The organism is Microcella daejeonensis (genome assembly GCF_026625045.1).
GTDB lineage: Bacteria > Actinomycetota > Actinomycetes > Actinomycetales > Microbacteriaceae > Microcella > Microcella daejeonensis.
Genome location: NZ_CP113089.1, coordinates 2,481,483 through 2,499,696, shown reverse-complemented (window position 1 = coordinate 2,499,696; position 18,214 = coordinate 2,481,483). Strand labels below are relative to the sequence as shown.

Annotated in this window: 16 protein-coding genes; 6 read left to right on the top strand and 10 right to left on the bottom strand. The window is 71.5% G+C overall.

Annotated elements, in window-relative coordinates; all coding sequences use genetic code 11:
- Positions 1–81: 81 nt before the first annotated feature.
- The gene (locus OVN18_RS12020) at positions 82–1,002 is read right to left on the bottom strand and encodes a heme o synthase (RefSeq protein ID WP_267737258.1); all 921 of its coding nucleotides are present in this window, start codon (positions 1,000–1,002) and stop codon (positions 82–84) included.
- Between the two features lie 268 nt (positions 1,003–1,270).
- On the opposite strand from OVN18_RS12020, the gene tkt reads away from it, so the two are divergent.
- From tkt to pgl, 6 genes are all read left to right on the top strand, one after another.
- A complete protein-coding gene (gene tkt, locus OVN18_RS12015) occupies positions 1,271–3,364 on the top strand; it encodes a transketolase (RefSeq protein ID WP_267781002.1) in 2,094 nt (697 codons plus the stop codon).
- Positions 3,365–3,420: 56 nt separating this feature from the next.
- Positions 3,421–4,530 (top strand): transaldolase, encoded by a 1,110-nt coding sequence (gene tal / locus OVN18_RS12010; protein ID WP_267781001.1) that lies wholly within the window; start codon positions 3,421–3,423, stop codon positions 4,528–4,530.
- Complete coding sequence (locus OVN18_RS12005; RefSeq protein WP_267781000.1) at positions 4,527–6,122, top strand: glucose-6-phosphate isomerase; 1,596 nt, start codon at positions 4,527–4,529, stop codon at positions 6,120–6,122. Before tal ends, OVN18_RS12005 begins: the two co-directional genes overlap by 4 nt.
- A gap of 45 nt (positions 6,123–6,167) precedes the next feature.
- A complete protein-coding gene (gene zwf / locus OVN18_RS12000) occupies positions 6,168–7,709 on the top strand; it encodes a glucose-6-phosphate dehydrogenase (protein ID WP_267780999.1) in 1,542 nt (513 codons plus the stop codon).
- Positions 7,706–8,626 (top strand): glucose-6-phosphate dehydrogenase assembly protein OpcA, encoded by a 921-nt coding sequence (locus OVN18_RS11995; protein WP_267737253.1) that lies wholly within the window; start codon positions 7,706–7,708, stop codon positions 8,624–8,626. The genes zwf and OVN18_RS11995 overlap by 4 nt, the downstream gene beginning before the upstream one ends.
- Before the next feature lie 77 nt (positions 8,627–8,703).
- Complete coding sequence (gene pgl, locus OVN18_RS11990) at positions 8,704–9,540, top strand: 6-phosphogluconolactonase (RefSeq protein WP_267780998.1); 837 nt, start codon at positions 8,704–8,706, stop codon at positions 9,538–9,540.
- Between the two features lie 85 nt (positions 9,541–9,625).
- On the opposite strand, the gene OVN18_RS11985 is transcribed toward pgl, so the two are convergent.
- The 9 genes from OVN18_RS11985 to uvrC all read right to left on the bottom strand — a co-directional run bounded on the left by OVN18_RS11985 (position 9,626) and on the right by uvrC (position 18,200).
- Positions 9,626–9,985, bottom strand: a complete 360-nt coding sequence (locus OVN18_RS11985; protein ID WP_267737251.1) for an RNA polymerase-binding protein RbpA — start codon at positions 9,983–9,985, stop codon at positions 9,626–9,628.
- Positions 9,986–9,999: 14 nt separating this feature from the next.
- The gene (gene secG, locus OVN18_RS11980; RefSeq protein WP_267737250.1) at positions 10,000–10,248 is read right to left on the bottom strand and encodes a preprotein translocase subunit SecG; all 249 of its coding nucleotides are present in this window, start codon (positions 10,246–10,248) and stop codon (positions 10,000–10,002) included.
- A 109-nt stretch (positions 10,249–10,357) separates the two neighbouring features.
- Entirely contained in the window at positions 10,358–11,158 is an 801-nt protein-coding gene (tpiA, locus tag OVN18_RS11975) for a triose-phosphate isomerase (RefSeq protein ID WP_267780997.1), read from the bottom strand.
- Entirely contained in the window at positions 11,149–12,363 is a 1,215-nt protein-coding gene (locus OVN18_RS11970; RefSeq protein ID WP_267780996.1) for a phosphoglycerate kinase, read from the bottom strand. The genes tpiA and OVN18_RS11970 overlap by 10 nt, the downstream gene beginning before the upstream one ends.
- Before the next feature lie 14 nt (positions 12,364–12,377).
- The gene (gap, locus tag OVN18_RS11965; protein WP_267737248.1) at positions 12,378–13,388 is read right to left on the bottom strand and encodes a type I glyceraldehyde-3-phosphate dehydrogenase; all 1,011 of its coding nucleotides are present in this window, start codon (positions 13,386–13,388) and stop codon (positions 12,378–12,380) included.
- A gap of 119 nt (positions 13,389–13,507) precedes the next feature.
- Positions 13,508–14,134 (bottom strand): superoxide dismutase, encoded by a 627-nt coding sequence (locus tag OVN18_RS11960; RefSeq protein ID WP_267737247.1) that lies wholly within the window; start codon positions 14,132–14,134, stop codon positions 13,508–13,510.
- 133 nt (positions 14,135–14,267) lie between these two features.
- The gene (gene whiA, locus OVN18_RS11955) at positions 14,268–15,242 is read right to left on the bottom strand and encodes a DNA-binding protein WhiA (protein ID WP_267737246.1); all 975 of its coding nucleotides are present in this window, start codon (positions 15,240–15,242) and stop codon (positions 14,268–14,270) included.
- Positions 15,243–15,297: 55 nt separating this feature from the next.
- Entirely contained in the window at positions 15,298–16,167 is an 870-nt protein-coding gene (gene rapZ, locus OVN18_RS11950; RefSeq protein WP_267737245.1) for an RNase adapter RapZ, read from the bottom strand.
- Positions 16,164–18,200, bottom strand: a complete 2,037-nt coding sequence (gene uvrC / locus OVN18_RS11945; protein WP_267780995.1) for an excinuclease ABC subunit UvrC — start codon at positions 18,198–18,200, stop codon at positions 16,164–16,166. The genes rapZ and uvrC overlap by 4 nt, the downstream gene beginning before the upstream one ends.
- Between the last annotated feature and the right edge of the window lie 14 nt (positions 18,201–18,214).

The following is an 18,214-nucleotide window of genomic DNA, read 5'->3' as shown; positions in this document are numbered from 1 at the left end:
GTGCTGGATCAGCGTCGCCAGCGCGCCCGGTCGCGCGCTGGGCGGGCGGCGCGGCGTCGGCCGCCCGCTTCCTGCTCCCGTCTAGTACGGCAGCAGCGGGTCGATGCCCACGGCGACGAAGAGCAGCGTCAGGTACGTGATGCTCGCGTGGAAGACCTGCATGGGCTTCGCCTCGCGGCCGTGCAGCGCCCGCGAGTAGAGCCGGTGGCTCTCGATGATGAACCAGGCGCCGGCGAGCACGGCCGCACCCGAGTACAGCGCCCCCATGTCGGCGACGGGGATGAGCAGGAGCGAGCACGCGACGGTCGCCCACGCGTAGAGGATCGTCTGCAGACCCACCATGGCCCGGCCCCGCACGGCGCCGAGCATCGGCACCGAGGCCGAGGCGTAGTCGTCGCGGTACTTCAGCGAGAGCGGCCAGTAGTGCGGCGGGGTCCAGAGGAAGACCACGAGGAAGAGGATGAGCGGCGGCCAGTCGAGCGAGCCCGTCACGGCCGTCCAGCCGATGACGACCGGGAAGCAGCCCGCGATGCCGCCCCAGATGATGTTCTGCTCGGTGCGGCGCTTGAGCACGAGCGTGTAGATGACGACGTAGAAGAGGATGGCGGCGAGCGCGAGCGAGGCGGCCAGCCAGTTGGTGGTGAGCGCGAGCCAGGCGATGGAGACGACGCCGAGGGTGTACGCGAAGACGAGCGCCTGGCGGTCGGTGAGCTCCCCCGTGACGAGCGGACGGTTCTGCGTGCGCTGCATGATGCGATCGATGTCGCGGTCGATGTACATGTTGAACGCGCCGGCCGACCCGGCGGAGAGCGCCCCGCCGATGAGAGTGGCGAGCACGAGCCAGAGGCTCGGGAGGCCGTCCTCGGCGAGGATCATGACGGGGGCGGTCGTGACCAGCAGCAGCTCGATGACCCGCGGCTTCGTCAGAGCGACGTACGCGGCCACGGTGCGCTTGAGGGTGCGCGGACGGGTCGTGATCGACGGGTCGAGCGCAGTATCCATGTCTCCTCTTCGCGCGGCGGGTGCGCCCTCCAGTCTACGGGTGCGGTGCTGGGCGGATGCTCGGCCGGCGCCCCCGGCCGCTGCGGCCGCTCTCTATACTGGGTCGAGCTTGTCAGCCGCCACGTCCGTCTCTCGAACGGGGGCGCCCTTCCGGGTGCCCGAGTGGGCCGCGGTCACGATCGATGACGATCACGGCAAGGTTCCCGCCAGGGGCAGTACCACCTCGATCGCCCCTGAGCTCGCATCGAGAAAGGGCTGTACCCCCGTCATGACCGACCTCACCTGGGACCCGCTGGACTCCGCCGCCGTCGACACGGCCCGACTGCTCGCGGCGGACGCCGTGGAGAACGTCGGCAACGGGCATCCCGGCACCGCGATGAGCCTCGCCCCCGTGGCCTACCTGCTGCACCAGAAGACCATGCGGCACGACCCCGCCGACCCGCAGTGGCTCGGGCGCGACCGCTTCATCCTCTCGGCAGGGCACAGCTCGCTGACGCAGTACGTGCAGCTCTACCTGGGCGGCTACGGACTCGAGCTGGACGACCTGAAGGCTCTGCGCACCTGGGGCTCCAAGACCCCCGGCCACCCGGAGTACGGACACACCGACGGCGTCGAGATCACGACCGGCCCGCTCGGGCAGGGCCTCGCCTCCGCCGTGGGCTTCGCCTACGCGGCGCGCTTCGAGCGCGGGCTCCTCGACCCCGAGACCCCCGCGGGCGAGAGCCCCTTCGATCACCACGTGTACGTCATCGCCGGCGACGGCGACCTGCAGGAGGGCGTCACGAGCGAGGCGGGCTCGCTCGCCGGCCACCAGCAGCTCGGCAACCTCATCGCCATCTACGACTCGAACCAGATCTCGATCGAGGACGACACCGACATCGCGTTCACCGAGGACGTCGCGGCGCGCTACGAGTCCTACGGCTGGCACGTGCAGACCGTCGACTGGAAGCAGACCGGCGAGTACGTCGAGGACGTGCACGCGCTGCACGCCGCGCTCGAGGCGGCGAAGGCCGAGACCGGCCGCCCGAGCCTCGTGATCCTCAAGACGATCATCGGCTGGCCCGCGCCGACCAAGCAGAACACCGGCAAGATCCACGGCTCGGCGCTCGGTGGCGAGGAGCTCGCGGCCACGAAGACCCTCATGGGCTTCGACCCCGAGCAGAGCTTCGTCGTCTCCGACGAGGTCATCGCCCACACGCGCGCCGCCGTCGAGCGGGGCGCCGCGCGCCACGCCGAGTGGCAGGTCGGCTTCGACGCCTGGGCCGCCGCGAACCCCGAGAAGAAGGCCCTCCTCGACCGGATCCTCGCGGGCGAGCTGCCCGAGGGGCTCACCGAGGCGCTGCCGGTGTTCGAGGGCGGCACGAGCGTGTCGACCCGCGCCGCCAGCGGCAAGGTCATCAACGCGATCGCCGGCGTCGTGCCCGAGTTCTGGGGAGGCTCGGCCGACCTCGCCGAGTCGAACCTCACGACGATCGCCGGGGGCGGCTCCTTCGTGCCCGCCGGGGGCTCGACGCACGAGTGGACGGCCGACCCCTACGGCCGCATCCTGCACTTCGGCATCCGCGAGCACGCCATGGGCGCCATCCTCAACGGCATCGCCCTGCACGGCCGCACGCGCGTCTTCGGCGGCACGTTCCTCATCTTCAGCGACTACATGCGCCCCGCGGTGCGGCTCGCCGCGCTCATGGGCGTGCCCGTCACCTACGTCTGGACCCACGACTCCGTCGCGCTCGGCGAGGACGGCCCGACGCACCAGCCGATCGAGCAGCTCGCGGCGCTCCGCGCCATCCCGGGGCTCGACATCGTGCGCCCCGCCGACGCCAACGAGACCGCCTGGGCGTGGAAGACCATCCTCGACCGGCACAGCCACCCGGCGGGCCTCGCCCTGACGCGGCAGAACGTGCCCGTGTTCGAGCGCGGGGACGACCTCGCCTCGGGCGAGGTGCTCGCCGCGGCCCACCACGTCGCACGCGGCGCCTACGTCCTGGCCGAGGCCGCGAACGGCGAGCCCGAGGTCATCTTCATCGCGACCGGCTCCGAGGTGCAGATCGCGCTCGAGGCCCGCGAGGTGCTCGCCGCGGAGGGCGTGCACGCGCGCGTCGTCTCCGCGCCGAGCCTCGAGTGGTTCGAGGAGCAGAGCGCGGAGTACCGCGAGTCGGTGCTGCCGGCCGCCGTCACCGCGCGCGTCAGCATCGAGGCGGGACTCTCGCTCAGCTGGCACCGCTACCTCGGCGTGCGCGGCCGCGCCGTGTCGATCGAGCACTTCGGCGCGTCGGCCGACTACCAGACGCTGTTCCGCGAGTTCGGCATCACGACCGAGGCCGCCGTGGCCGCCGCGCGCGAATCCCTCGCCGCGCGCTGACCGCGCTCCCCCACCGACCCCTCCCTCCCCCGCAGCACCAGAGAACCGAGGACAGCATGACCTCCACCCCCACCGCACAGCTCAGCGCACTCGGCGTGAGCATCTGGCTCGACGACCTGTCGCGCGACCGGATCTCCTCCGGCGGTCTCGCCGCGATCATCGCCGACCGCGATGTCGTGGGCGTCACCACGAACCCGACGATCTTCGCCGCGGCGCTCGCGACCGGCACCACCTACGACGACCAGATCCGCGACCTCGCGGCCGCCGGCGTCGACGTGACCGACGCCGTGTTCGAGATCACGACGGACGACGTCGCGGCGGCGAGCGACATCTTCGCCCCCGTGTACGCCGCGACCGCCGGCCGTGACGGCCGGGTCTCGATCGAGGTCGAGCCGGGCCTCGCGCACGATGCGGCCGGCACCATCGAGCAGGCGCGCCAGCTGTGGGCGAAGGTCGACCGCCCCAACGCGATGATCAAGATCCCGGCCACGCTCGAGGGCCTCGAGGCCATCACCGAGACGATCGGGGCGGGCATCAGCGTCAACGTCACCCTGATCTTCAGCCTCGAGCGCTACCGCGCGGTGATCGACGCCTACCTGGCGGGGCTCGAGAAGGCGCGCGACGCGGGGCACGACCTCGCGTCCATCCACTCGGTCGCCTCCTTCTTCGTCTCGCGCGTCGACTCCGAGATCGACAAGCGTCTCGAGGCCATCGGCACCCCGGAGGCGCTCGCGCTCAAGAGCAAGGCGGGCATCGCCAACGCGCGGCTCGCCTACGAGCTCTTCGAGCAGGCCTTCGCCGAGCCGCGCGCCACCGCGCTGCTCGAGGCCGGCGGCAACGCGCAGCGCCCGCTGTGGGCATCCACCGGGGTCAAGGACCCTGCCCTGCCCGACACGCTCTACGTCACGGCCCTCGCCGTCGGCGACACCGTCAACACGATGCCCGAGAAGACGCTCGAGGCCACCTTCGATCACGCGGTCGTCACGGGCGACGAGGTCAGCGGCTCCTACGACGCCTCGCGGGCGGTGCTCGCCGCGCTGGAGGAGCAGGGCGTCTCGATCGCCGAGGTGACCGCCCTGCTGGAGAAGGAGGGCGTCGAGAAGTTCATCGTCAGCTGGAACGAGCTGCTCGACACGGTCTCGGCCGCGCTCGAGGCCGCGAAGTGACCGCCACCGTCGGCGCCCGCGGCCCGGCCGCGGAGGCGATCGCGCGGCACGTGCCCACCCTCGTCGAGCAGCTCGTCGCGAGTCGGCTCACGGCGGGCGACCCCACCCTGTGGGGTCCGGCCGCGGAGGCGGAGGCCTCCGTGCGGCTCGGGTGGATCAACGCCGTCGGCGTCTCGCGGCCGTTGGTCGACGAGATCCGGCAGCTCCGCGAGGAGCTCGCCGCGCGCGGCATCACCCGCATCGTCCTGTGCGGGATGGGCGGATCCTCGCTCGCCCCGGAGGTCATCACCGCGACGGCGGGCGTCCCGCTCGTCGTCCTCGACGCGACCGACCCGCACCAGGTGCGCGGCGTCGTCGAGAAGGACCTCGCCTCGACCGCGGTCGTCGTCTCCTCCAAGTCGGGGTCGACCGTCGAGACCGACAGCCAGAAGCGCGCCTTCGAGGCGGCCTTCGCCGCCGCGGGCATCGACCCCGCCGAGCGCATCATCGTCGTCACCGACCCCGGGTCGCCGCTCGAGCAGGCCTCGCGCGCAGCCGGGTACCGGGTCTTCACCGCCGACCCGACGGTGGGCGGGCGCTACTCCGCGCTCACCGCCTTCGGCCTCGTCCCCTCGGGCCTCGCCGGCGCCGACATCGCGGAGCTGCTCGACGAGGCGGACGCGGCGCTCGCGCCCCTCTCCATCGACAGCCCGTCGAACCCCGGCCTGCAGCTCGCCGCCGCCATCGCGGGCACCGAGCCCCGGCGCGACAAGCTCGTGCTCGTCGCCGACGGCACCCACGTCGTGGGGCTCGGGGACTGGGTCGAGCAGCTCATCGCGGAGTCGACGGGCAAGGACGGCACGGGCATCCTGCCGGTCGTTGTCGGGATCGACGCGCCCGAGCTCGTCTCGCCTGCGCCCGACGTGCAGGTCGTGCGTCTCGTCGCCGACGCCCGCGCGACCGAGGAGGTGGCCGAGGGCGAGATCGAGCTCTCGGGCTCGCTCGGCTCGCTCATGATGACGTGGGAGTACGCCACGGCGATCGCCGGCATGATGCTCGGCATCAACCCCTTCGACCAGCCCGACGTCGAGTCGGCCAAGGTCGCCGCTCGCGGCCTGCTCGACGCGCGCCCCGAACCGGTCGCGCCGCTCTTCGTCGACGGCGGGGTCGGCGTCGCCGGTCCTCAGCCGCTGCTCGAGGGGGCGACGACGGTCAGCGAGGCCGTCGACCGTCTGCTCGCCGCCGTGCCCGCCGACGGCTACGTCGCCGTGCAGGCGTACCTCGATCGCACGGCGCACCCGGAGCTCGAGGCCGTGCGGCACCGCATCGCCGCCGCGAGCGGGCGCCCGACGACCTTCGGCTGGGGCCCGCGCTTCCTGCACTCGACCGGCCAGTACCACAAGGGCGGTCCGGCGCACGGAGTCTTCCTGCAGATCGTCTCGACGGCCGAGGGCGACCTCGAGATCGCCGATCGTCCGTTCACCTTCGGGCAGCTCATCGCGGCGCAGGCCGCCGGCGACGCCCGGGTGCTCGCCGATCACGGCCGTCCGGTCGTGACGCTCACCGTCGCCGACGCGAGCGCGATCGCCGCGCTCATCACCGCACTCGCCTGAGCTCCGCTCGCTCGAGACCTCACCCCTTCCCGCACGAGGAGATCCATGCCCCCGGTCGACATCTCGCCGGACAGCAACCCGCTGCGCTCCCCCGATGACCGCCGCCTGAACCGCATCGCCGGTCCGAGCGGGCTCGTCATCTTCGGAGTCACGGGTGATCTGTCGCGCAAGAAGCTCATGCCCGCCGTCTACGACCTGGCGAACCGCGGGCTCCTGCCGCCGGGGTTTGCCCTCGTCGGATTCGCACGGCGCGACTGGGAGGACCAGGACTTCGAGAAGGTCGTGCACGATGCCGTGAAGGAGCATGCGCGCACGCCGTTCAACGAGGACGTTTGGAAGCAGCTCGCGGCGGGCATCCGCTTCGTCTCGGGCGAGTTCGACGACGACGACGCCTTCGAGCGGCTGTCGGAGACGATCGCGGAGCTGGATCGCGAGCGGGGCACGATGGGCAATCACGCCTTCTACCTCTCCATCCCGCCGAAGTCGTTCCCGCAGGTGACGGAGCAGCTGCGCCGCAGCGGCCTCGCCGAGGCGGAGGACGGCCAGTGGCGCCGCGTCGTCATCGAGAAGCCCTTCGGGAGCGACCTCACGACGGCCCGGGAGCTCAACGCCGTGGTCGAGTCGGTCTTCCCGCCGGACTCGGTGTTCCGCATCGACCACTACCTCGGCAAGGAGACGGTGCAGAACATCCTCGCGCTGCGCTTCGCCAACATGATGTACGAGCCGATCTGGAACGCGAACTACGTCGACCACGTGCAGATCACGATGGCCGAGGACATCGGGGTCGGCGGGCGCGCCGGGTACTACGACGGCATCGGGGCGGCGCGCGACGTCATCCAGAACCACCTGCTGCAGCTGCTCGCCCTCACGGCGATGGAGGAGCCCGTCTCCTTCGCCGCCGCCGACCTGCGCGCCGAGAAGGAGAAGGTGCTCTCGGCGGTGCGTCTGCCGAAGGACCTCGGCGCCGCCACCGCGCGCGGGCAGTACGCCGGGGGCTGGCAGGGCGGGGAGCACGTGCGGGGCTTCCTCGAGGAGGACGGGATGAACCCGGAGTCCGTCACCGAGACCTACGCCGCGATGCGCCTCGACATCGGCACGCGCCGCTGGGCGGGCGTGCCGTTCTACCTGCGCGCCGGCAAGCGGCTCGGCCGCCGCGTCACCGAGATCGCCGTCGTCTTCAAGCGCGCGCCGCAGTACCTCTTCGCCGAGAGCCAGACCTCGGCGCTCGGCCAGAACGCGCTCGTCATCCGCGTGCAGCCCGACGAGGGCGTCACGATGCGCTTCGGCTCGAAGGTGCCCGGGGCGGGAATGCAGGTGCGCGACGTGACGATGGACTTCGGCTACGGCCACGCCTTCACCGAGGCGAGCCCCGAGGCCTACGAGCGGCTCATCCTCGATGTGCTGCTCGGCGAGCCCCCGCTCTTCCCCCGCCACGAGGAGGTCGAGCTCAGCTGGAAGATCCTCGACCCGATCGAGGAGTACTGGGCCACCCAGGGGCGCCCCGAGCAGTACGCTCCCGGCACCTGGGGCCCGAAGTCCGCGGACGACCTCCTCGCCCGCGACGGCCGCGTCTGGAGGCGCCCGTGATCATCACCCTGCCCGACACGACGACCAGCAAGGTCACCAAGACCCTCGTGCGCATCCGCGACGAGGCGGGGGCCGTCGCTCTCGGCCGTGTGCTGACCCTCATCATCGCCACGAGCATCGGCGAGGAGGAGGACGTGATCGCGGCGGCGAACGACGCCTCGCGCGAGCATCCGATGCGCATCATCGTCGTCTCGACCGACCGCGCCGACGCGGATGCCCGGCTCGACGCCGAGATCCGCGTGGGCGGTGACGCGGGCGCGAGCGAGGTCGTCGTGCTGCGCGCCCACGGCGACGCCGCGCGCGACCAGCACGGGCTCGTGACGGGTCTTCTGCTGCCCGACGCGCCCGTCGTGACCTGGTGGCCGGGCGAGTGCCCCTCGCGCCCCGGCGAGACCCCGCTCGGCGATCTGGCCCAGCGCCGCATCACCGACGCCGCCGCCTCGGCCGACCCGCTCGCCCGTCTGGAACGGCTCGCCCGCGAGTACGAGCCCGGCGACACCGACTTCGCCTGGACGCGGCTCACGCTCTGGCGCGCCCAGCTCGCCGCCGCCCTCGACCAGCCGCCCTACGAGCCCGTCGAGCGCGTCGAGGTCGAGGGCCCGCCCGACTCCCCCTCCACCGTGCTCCTCGCGGCCTGGCTGCGCCGTCAGCTCCAGGTGCCCGTCGAGGTGCGGGTCGTGGGCGACGACGCGACCGCCGGGCTCTCGCGCGTGGTGCTGCACCGCTCCTCCGGTCCGCTCACGCTCGAGCGCACCGAGCCGGCGATCGCGCGACTCACGCAGGCCGGGCAGCCGACCCACGAGCTGTCGCTCCCTCGTCGGACGCTGCGCGAATGCCTCGCCGAGGAACTGCGTAGGCTCGACCCGGACGATGTGTTCGGCGACGTGCTGCGCTCCGGTCTGGAGCCGTCAGCCTGAGTCGCCGACGGCCGCGGCTCCCGAGCCCCGGCCGAGCATCCCCGCCCCCGATACGCAGCAGAGAGGTTCACACCGACGTGACGACCGAACGACGGGTGCTCGTGCATCCCGACCGCCCCGCGCTCGCGGCCTCCGTCGCCGCGCGCTTCCTGACCAAGGTCATCGACCTGATCGAGGACGAGGGCGAGGCGCACATCGTGCTCACCGGAGGCTCCGTCGGCACCGAGGTGCTGCGGGCGATCGCGCAGTCCCCCGCGCGCAACAGCATCGACTGGTCGCTCGTGCACGTGTGGTGGGGCGACGAGCGCTGGCTGCCGCGCGGCGACGACGAGCGCAACGAGACTCAGGCGCGACGGGCGCTGCTCGACCACGTGCCCGTCGATGAGCGGAAGGTCCACCCCTTCCCCGCGAGCGACGAGGGTCTCGACATCGACGAGGCCGCCACCCGCTACGCCGATGAGCTGCGGTCCCATGCGGCGGAGGGTGCGGAGTTCCCGCGCTTCGCCATCACCTTCCTCGGCGTCGGACCGGACGGGCACGTGGCGTCGCTCTTCCCCGAGCGCGAAGGGCCGACGGTCACCGTGCCCGGCGTCATCGCCGTGCACGACTCCCCGAAGCCGCCCGCCGGCCGGCTGAGCCTCACGATGCCGCTCCTCAACAGCTCGGAGCGCATCTGGCTCGTCCTGACGGGGGCGGACAAAGCGCCCGCGCTCGGACTCGCCCTCGCCGGCGCCTCCGTGCAGGAGGTGCCCGTCGCCGGTGTTCTCGGCACGAAGCGCACGGTGTTCTTCATCGACGCCGACGCCTCGACCGATGTGCCCGAGTCGCTCATCATGCCGACCTCGTACTGGACGGGCGCGATGGACCAGTCGGACTGGCTGCCGACCCGGGCTCCGAGCGGCCGCGGCCGGTAGCGCCGCGAGAACCGCGCACCCCCGGAAGACGACGGCCCCGGCATCCAACTCAAGGATGCGCGGGGCCGTTCTCGTGCGGCTGGCGTCAGGCGGAGGTGCCGCGCCGCTCGCGGAGCTTCTGGAGCGCCTCATCGAGGATCTGCTTCGCCTCGTCCTCGGAGCGGCGCTCCTTCACGTAGGCGAGGTGGGTCTTGTACGGCTCGTTCTTGGCGACCTGCGGCGGGTTCGCCTTGTCGCGGCCGGCGGGACGACCGGTCGTCGGGGAGTCGATGACCTCGGGGATCTCCTCCTCGGGGAGGTTCGCCGCGAAGTGACGCACCGTCTCGTTGCCCGCGGCGTCCCAGTACGAGACGGCGATGCGCTCGGCGTGGACGCCCCGGTCCTGCTCGCCCATGGGGCCTGATCCGACCCGCGAACCGCGGATCGCGCTGCCACCGGAGACCATGTGGTGCTCCCTTCCTAGACCGCGTCGAAACGCGTGATGAGACCGAGGATCACGATCGAGGTCACCCAGACGAGGGCGAGCACGATGGTGATGCGATTGAGATTGCGCTCGGCGACACCGGAGGCGCCGAGGTTCGAGGAGACCCCTCCGCCGAACATGTCGGAGAGCCCGCCGCCGCGACCGCGGTGCAGCAGGATCATGAGGGTGAGCAGCAGGCTGGTGATGCCCAGGATGACCTGGAGCAGGACCTGAAGGATTTCCACAGGGGCTTTCCTCTCGGGATTTTCGAACAGTCCCCTACTCTAGCGCAGGGGTGCGCCGCGGCCGGTCGTCGACCCGGCCGCGGCGCCCGGCGGTTGCGCCGCCGTTCGATCAGACGGTGCCGACGTGGCTGCGGAACCGGGCGATTGCGGCGAACTCCGCCGCATCGAGGCTCGCGCCGCCCACGAGCGCTCCGTCGACGTCCTTCTGCGCCATGAAGCCGGCGATGTTGCCCGACTTCACGCTGCCGCCGTAGAGGATGCGCGTGCGAGCCGCCGCGTCCTCGCCGAGCTTCTCGACGATCGCCGCACGCAGCGCCGCGCAGACCTGCTGCGCCTGCTCGGGGCTCGCGGCCTGGCCGGATCCGATGGCCCACACGGGCTCGTAGGCGACGACGATCTCGGCGTCGGCGTCGGATGCGCTGATCGCGTCGAGCACGGTCTCCAGCTGCCCGACCGGGACGGCCGCGGGGCCGTGGGCCTCGAGATCCTCGGCCGTCTCGCCGACGCACACCACGGGCGTGACGCCGTGCTTCAGCGCCGCGACCGTCTTCTGCGCGACGACGCCGTCGTCCTCGTGGTGGTACTGCCGGCGCTCGGAGTGGCCGATGATCACGTAGCTGCAGGCGAGCGCCTTCAGGAAGGCGCCCGAGATCTCACCCGTGTACGCGCCGTTGTCGTGGATCGAGACGTCCTGCGCGCCGTGCACGAGCTCGAGCTTGTCGGCCGCGATGAGCGTCTGCACGCTGCGGAGATCGGTGAAGGGCGGGAACACCGCGACCTCGACCTCGCCGAAGCTGTGCTTCGCGTCCTTGAGCGACCACGCGAGCTTCTGCACGAAGGCGATCGCCTGCAGGTGGTCGAGGTTCATCTTCCAGTTGCCCGCAATCAGCGGGGTGCGGGCTACGCCCATCCGAGGACCTCCAGTCCGGGAAGCTTCTTGCCCTCGAGGAACTCGAGGCTGGCCCCGCCGCCGGTGGAGACGTGGCCGAAATCGTCGTCGTCGAAGCCCAGCGCCCGCACGGCGGCGGCGGAGTCTCCCCCGCCGACGACGCCGAGCCCGGAGACCTTCGTGAGGGCCTCCGCGACGGCACGGGTGCCGCCGGCGAAGGCCGGGAACTCGAACACGCCCATGGGGCCGTTCCAGAACACCGTGGTCGAGCTCGCGACCGCGTCCGCGAAGCGGGCGGCGGTCTCGGGCCCGATGTCGAGCCCGATGCCGGACGCTCCGGCCGGGCCGCTCTCGAGCGCGTCCGCGGCGAGCACGACGTGCGGAGCGTCCGCGGCGAAGCGCTCGGCCACCACCACGTCCGTCGGCAGCACGATATCGACGCCCCGCTCCTCGGCCTCGGCGAGGTAGCCGCGCACCGTCTCGAGCTGATCCTCCTCGAGGAGGCTCGCGCCGACCGCATGACCCTGCGCCTTGAGGAAGGTGAAGAGCATGCCGCCGCCGATGAGCAGGCGGTCGACCCGCGGAAGCAGGTGCGCGATCACGCCGAGCTTGTCGGAGACCTTCGAGCCGCCGAGCACCACCGTGTAGGGACGCTCGGGCTTCTCGGTGAGGCGCTCGAGCACGTCGGTCTCGGTCGCGATGAGCGAGCCCGCGGCGCTCGGCACCGTCGTCGCGAGCTCGTAGACGCTGGCCTGTTTGCGGTGGACGACACCGAAGCCGTCGCTGACGAGCACGTCGCCGAGCCCGGCCAGCCGATCGGCGAACGCCTGCCGCTCGGCCGCGTCCTTGCTCGTCTCCCCGGGGTTGAAGCGCAGGTTCTCGAGCACGGCGATGCCGCCGTCCTCGAGGCCGGCGACAGTCTCGGCGGCGCTGTCGCCGACGGTGTCGCCGGCGAAGGCCACCGGGGCGCCCAGCAGCTCGGAGAGCCGCTGGGCGACCGGCTTGAGGCTGTAGCGCGCGTCAGGAGCCCCCTCGGGTCGACCCAGGTGCGAGACGACGATGACGCGAGCGCCGCGGTGGAGCAGTGCGTTGAGCGTCGGCAACGAGGCGCGGATGCGCCCGTCGTCGGTCACGGCACCGTCCTTGATCGGCACGTTGAGGTCGCAGCGCACGATCACGCGTCGACCCGCGAGCTCGCCGAGCGAGTCGATGGTGCGAAGGCTCACAGCCGGCCCCGCGCTCAGAGACGCTCGGCGACGTACTCGGTGAGGTCGACCAGACGGTTGGAGTAACCCCACTCGTTGTCGTACCAGGCCGAGACCTTGACCAGGTTGCCGCTCACGTTGGTGAGCTCGGAGTCGAAGATCGACGAGTGCGGGTTGAGCTGGATGTCGCTCGACACGATCGGGTCCTCGGTGTACTCGAGGAAGCCCTTGAGCCGGCCCTCGGACGCGGCGGCCTTGTAGGCGGCGTTGATCTGCTCGACGGTGAGGCCGTCGGTCGGGGTGACGATCGTGAGGTCGACGATCGAGCCCGTGGGAACGGGCACCCGGTAGGACGAGCCGCTGAGCTTGCCCTGTAGCTCGGGCAGCACGAGGCCGATGGCCTTCGCCGCGCCGGTCGAGGCGGGGACGATGTTGATCGCGGCGCCGCGGGCGCGGCGCAGGTCGGCGTGCGGGCCGTCCTGCAGGTTCTGGTCGGCCGTGTACGCGTGCGCGGTCATCATGAAGCCGCGCTCGATGCCGAAGGCGTCGTTGAACACCTTCGCCAGCGGGGCGAGGCAGTTGGTGGTGCAGGAGGCGTTCGAGATGATGACGTCGGTCGCGGGGTCGTAGGTCTCCTCGTTGACGCCCATGACGATCGTGGCGTCGTCGCCCGAGGCCGGGGCGGAGATGAGGACCTTCTTGGCGCCGCCGGCGATGTGCTTCTTGGCGTCCTCGGCCTTGGTGAACCGGCCGGTCGACTCGATGACGATGTCGACGCCCAGCTCGCCCCACGGCAGGTTGGCGGGGTCGCGCTCCTCGAAGACGCGGATGCGGCGGCCGTCGACCGTGATCGAGTCGCCGTCGTGCGAGACCTCGTGCGGCAGCACGCCGCCCACCGAGTCGTACTTCAACAGGTGCGCGAGAGCCGCGTTGTCACTGAGGTCGTTGACGGCCACGATCTCGAGGTCGCTTCCCTGGGCGAGAGCCGCCCGGAGGTAGTTGCGGCCGATGCGGCCGAATCCGTTGATGCCGACTTTCACGCTCACGGGATCTCCTGTTGCTCTGGCGCTCCACGGCGCCGTGGGTGGTGGTGGGGGGTGGTGGGGGGTGGTGATGCGGTGCGGAAAAGGCGAAGGCCGGGGCGAACGCCCCGGCCACGACGCCTTTACGACAGTAGCAGTAGGCCGTCCGTCGTCGAACGGGCCGCGGCGAAGCGTGCGGCGACGTTGCCCCAGTCGACGATGTTCCAGAAGGCCTTCACGTAATCGGCCTTCACGTTGACGTAGTCGAGGTAGAAGGCGTGCTCCCACATGTCCAGCTGCAGCAGCGGCACCGTCGTCTGCGCGGTGTTGGCCTGCTGGTCGAACAGCTGCTGGATGATCAGCCGGCGGCCGATCGGATCCCACGACAGCACGCCCCATCCGGAGCCTTGGAGGCCGAGCGAGGCGGCCGTGAAGTGCGCGCGGAACTTGTCGAAGGAGCCGAAGAACTCGTCGATCGCCGCGGCGAGCTCGCCCTCGGGCCGGTCGCCGCCCTCGGGCGAGAGGTTGGTCCAGAAGATCGAGTGGTTGACGTGACCGCCGAGGTGGAAGGCGAGGTCCTTCTCGAGCCGGTTGACGTTCGCGAAGTCGTCGGCGTCGCGGGCGGCGGCGAGAGCGTCGAGTGCGCCGTTGGCGCCGGCGACGTAGGCGGCGTGGTGCTTGGAGTGGTGGAGCTCCATGATGCGGGCGCTGATGTGGGGCTCGAGCGCCGCGTAGTCGTAGGGGAGCTCCGGAAGGCTGTAAACGGGCATGCGTGCATTCTCCTCGCGGTTGTGCTGAGGCCGCGTCGAGCGACCCCGCTGACGACTGTCAGTCTACGGACGGCAACCGCCCAGGCGCCGCCGGTGTTCCCGCTGCACACGCACCTCCCAGTGAGGGCCGGGGTCAGTCGACCTCGGAGGGGAGGTTCGCATCGGTGCCGCCGATGCCGAGCTGCTCGGCGCGCTTGTCGGCCATGGCGAGCAGACGGCGGATGCGGCCGGCGACGGCGTCCTTCGTCATCGGCGGGTCGGCGTGGTGACCGAGCTCATCGAGGCTCGCATCACGGTGGGCGAGGCGGAGGCGCCCCGCGTACTGGAGGTGCTCGGGCACCTCGTCGCCGAGGATCTCGAGCGCCCTCTCGACCCGCGCGCACGCGGCGACGGCGGCCTGGGCGGATCGCCGCAGGTTGGCGTCGTCGAAGTTCACGAGGCGGTTCGCGGTCGCCCGCACCTCGCGGCGCTGGCGCATCTCCTCCCAGGCGCCGACGGTGTCGGACGCCCCCATCAGGCGCAGCATCTGACTGATCTTCTCGCCGTCGCGGATGACCACGCGGTGCACGCCGCGCACCTCGCGCGCCTTCGCCGGGATGCCCAGCCGACCCGCGGCGCCGACGAGCGCCATCGCCGACTCGTTACCGGGGCAGGTGATCTCGAGGGCGGCGGAGCGGCCGGGGTCGGTCAGGGATCCGTGGGCGAGGAAGGCGCCGCGCCACACGGCGGCGAGCTCCTCGCGGGAGCCCGTCGTGAGCCGGTTGGGGAGGCCGCGGACGGGCCGGCGCCGAGCATCCAGGAGCCCCGTCTGGCGGGCGAGCGTCTCGCCGCCGTCGACGACCCGCACGACGTACGTGGGGGTGCGGCGGATACCGCTGGCCGACATCATCGCGCCATCGCTGCGCATGCCGTAGAGCTCGGCGAGGTCGCGGCGCACGCGGCGCGCGGTGGTGGCGGCGTCGAGCTCGACCTCGACGGCGACGCGACCCGAGATGAGGTGGAGCCCGCCCGCGAAGCGGAGGACCGTCGCCAGCTCGGCGGCGCGCACCGTGGTCTTGGTGACCGCCAGCTGTGCGAGTTCCTCTTTCACATCGGCGGTCAATGCCACGGTGTTCCTCTCGTTCGTCGTCGTACTGCTCCTCGCCCGAGGGCGACAGTCGAGCCTACTCTCGACCGAGGTCGCGATGCTTCACGGTGACGGCGATGCCGGGCAGAGCGCGCACGCGCGCCGCGAGCTGCTCGATCATCGCCACCGAGCGGTGCTTGCCGCCCGTGCAGCCGATCGCGATGGTCGCGTGCCGCTTGTTCTCGCGCGCGTAGCCCGCGAGAACCGGCTGCAGCGCCGCGAAGTAGGCGTCGAGGAACTCCTGCGCGCCCTCCTGGCCGAGCACGTACTCGCTCACGGCGGCATCGAGACCGGTCGAGCTGCGCAGATCCTCCTGCCAGAAGGGGTTCGGCAGGAATCGTGCGTCGGCGATCATGTCGACGTCGGTCGGAGCCCCGTACTTGAAGCCGAAGCTCTCGAGCGTGAGCTTCACATCGGCGGTGCCCGCGGGGGCGAAGATCTGGCTCACCGCCGTCGCGAGCTGGTGGATGTTGAGCTCGCTCGTATCGATGATGATGTCGCTGAGCTCGCGCACCTCCAGCATGCGCTGGCGCTCCTGGGCGATGCCGTCGAGGATGGTGCCGTCGGCCTGGAGGGGGTGGGGCCGTCGCACCTGCTCGAACCGGCGGACAAGGGCGGCATCCGTCGCCTCCAGGAACAGCACGCGCACCGTCGCGCGGTCGCGCAGCTCGTCGATGATCAGCGCGAGATCGGCGAAGAGCTTGCCGCCGCGCACGTCGACCACCGCGGCGATCTTCGGCAGCGCGCTGCCGGGATGCACCGCGAGATCGACCAGCGGCCGGAGCATCTGCGGCGGCAGATTGTCGACGACGTACCAGCCCAGGTCCTCCAGGGCGTTGGCGACCGTCGATCGGCCCGCGCCGGACATCCCGGTGACGATGAGCACATCGTGCGCGTTCTGCATCATGGTCGGCCCTCGCTCGTCGGGGCTCTCAGCCTACCGGGGCCGCCCTGCCGCACCGCCCTGTGCACCTGCTCGGCGGTGATGCGGCCGATGCCGTCGACCGCGACGAGCTCGTCGATCGAGGCGGCGCGCAGCCGTGCGACCGATCCGAAGTGGGTCAGGAGCTGCTTGACGCGCGTCGGGCCGAGACCCGGGATGCTCGAGAGCTGCGTCTGGATGTCGGCCGAGCGCTTCGTGCGCTGGTAGCGCAGGGCGAAGCGGTGCGCCTCGTCGCGGAGCCGCTGCAGCAGGAAGAGCGCGTCGGAGCTGCGCGGCAGGATCACCGGGTAGTCGCTGTCGGGCAGCCAGATCTCCTCCAGCCTCTTCGCGATGCCGCAGACGGCGATGTCGTCGATGCCGGCGTCGGCGAGGGCGCGCGCGGCAGCGGCCACCTGCGGTTGCCCGCCGTCGATGACGAGGAGGCCGGGGCGGTAGTGGAACGCCTTCCGCGTGCCCGTCGTGACGGGCGCGTCGGCGGCCGCGACCTCCGAGGCCGCCGTCCCCTCCGCGCCGTCGACGGCCGCGGACTCCGCTGCCGCGACGGCGTCGGCGGCGAGATCGGTGTCGGCCGGCACCTCGACGCCCGTCGCCCCGGGCCGCAGGTAGGCGAGCCGTCGACTGAGCACCTGGTAGACGGCATCGGTGTCGTCGCGGGCGGAGGCGATGGAGAACTTGCGGTACTGATCCTTCTTCGGCAGGCCGTCCTCGAAGACCACCATCGAGGCGACCTGATTGGTCCCGCCGAGGTGCGAGACGTCGAAGCACTCGAGCCGCAAGGGCGCCTCGGCGAGCCCGAGCGCCTCCTGGATGTCGGCGAGCGCTTGCGATCGCGCGGTGAAGTCCCCGCTGCGCCGTGTCTTGTAGACCTGGAGCGCGTTGCGGGCGTTGGTCGTCACGGTCTCCGACAGGGAGGCCTTGTCCCCGCGCTGCGCGGTCTTCACGACCACGGCACCGCGCTCCCCCGCGGCGCGTCGACGCTCGGTCAGCACCTGCTGCAGGGCGGCCCCGTCGTCGGGCACCTCGGGCACGATGATCTCGCGAGCGGGCACGGTGACCTCGTCGTAGGCGTTCTGCAGCACCTGGTCTACGAGCTCCGACAGGGCGACGTCGAGCTCGGTGTCGACGACCCATCCCCGCACGCCGCGGATGCGGCCGCCGCGCACGATGAACAGCTGCACGGCGGCGGCGAGCTCGTCGTGCGCGATGCCGAACACGTCGACGTCGACGTCCTCCTGCAGCACGATCGAGCTCTTCGAGAGGGCGGTCTCGAGCGCGCCGATCTGGTCGCGCAGGCGGGCCGCCGACTCGTAGTCCATCTCAGCGGCCGCGGCGGTCATCCGGGCCCGCAGCTCCCGCACGTGGCTCGCGTCGTTGCCGGCCATGAAGGAGGCGAAGTCGAGGGCGATCGACTTGTGGTCGGCCTTGCTGATGCGGTCGACGCACGGCGCGGCGCACTTGCCGATGTCGCCGAGCAGGCACGGACGGTTGCGGTCGCGCGCACGCTTGTAGGTCGCCTCGCTGCACGACCGCATCGGGAACGCCTTGAGCATGATGTCGACGCTCTCGCGCACCGCCCAGACCTTCGTGTACGGCCCGAAGTAGCGCGCGCCCGGGATCCCGCGGGTGCGGGTCACCATGACGCGGGGCACGGCGTCGCCGAGGGTGATCGCCAGATAGGGGTAGGTCTTGTCGTCGCGGAACTTGACGTTGAAGGGCGGGGCGAACTCCTTGATCCAGCCGTACTCGAGCTGCAGCGCCTCGAGCTCGCTGCCGACGACCGTCCACTCCACGCCGCGGGCCGTCGTCACCATGCGACGGGTGCGCTCGTGGAGCGTGTGCAGCGGCTGGAAGTAATTGCTCAGGCGCTGGCGCAGGTTCTTCGCCTTGCCCACGTAGAGCACCCGGCCCGCGTCGTCCCGGAACCGGTACACGCCCGGCTCGGTGGGGATCTCGCCGCGCCGGGGCCGCCAGGACTCCCGTGTCTCCTGAGGCGTCATGCCGCCGCTCGCAC